Annotated in this window: 1 protein-coding gene; it reads left to right on the top strand. The window is 45.1% G+C overall.

The window, feature by feature from the left end:
- On the top strand, nucleotides 1-680 hold a 680-nt coding region (locus OQK_RS01265; protein WP_016770754.1), incomplete at both ends, for a macro domain-containing protein.

Below are 680 nucleotides of genomic sequence, written 5' to 3'. Positions count from 1 at the left end.
GATATGCTTGGGACTTCCATTGTAAATTTCCCAACTAAAGACCACTGGAGATCCCCCTCAAAGTTAGTGGATATCGAGAAAGGTTTGGAGCTCTTTGTACAGAACTACAAAACATGGAATGTAACTTCTGTAGCCTTCCCCCCACTTGGGTGTGGTAATGGCGGACTGGAGTGGGACTTAATAGGACCTATTATGTATAGAATGCTTTCGAAAGTAGATATCCCAGTGGAAATATTTGCTCCGTTCGGCACTCCGGCAAGCAAACTCACACAGGAGTTTTTGAGCCCTGCCCAGTCTCGCCTTTTTGAGGATCGAAGCCACAAAGGTGTCATGGGCCAAAAAGTAAATCCAAACTGGGTTGTATTGCTGGAAGTGCTTTATCAGCTAGAGCAACAGCCCTACTCTCCAAACGTCGGGCGGACGATTTTCCAAAAGATCTGTCATGCGGTCACAGCATTGGGTGTAGCGACTGATCTGGAATTTAAAAAAGCTAGCTACGGCCCGTTTTCTGAACAAGTTCAAAAGCTTTTAGGAACGCTGGCCAATGCAAATTTAATCGCCGAGGCACAACTGGGCAGGATGAGTTCGTTACGTACAGGTCCAGAATACGTTAAGGCACGCGATAAATATCAAGACACTTTGCAACAGAATAGATCCAAAATAGATAAGACAGTGGATTT

The sequence above is a fragment of the Pseudomonas sp. R62 genome, from assembly GCF_000257605.1.
Taxonomy (GTDB): Bacteria; Pseudomonadota; Gammaproteobacteria; order Pseudomonadales; family Pseudomonadaceae; genus Aquipseudomonas; species Aquipseudomonas atacamensis.
Note: the sequence above shows the minus strand (reverse complement) of the source record. Positions and strands in the feature narration are given on the sequence as shown.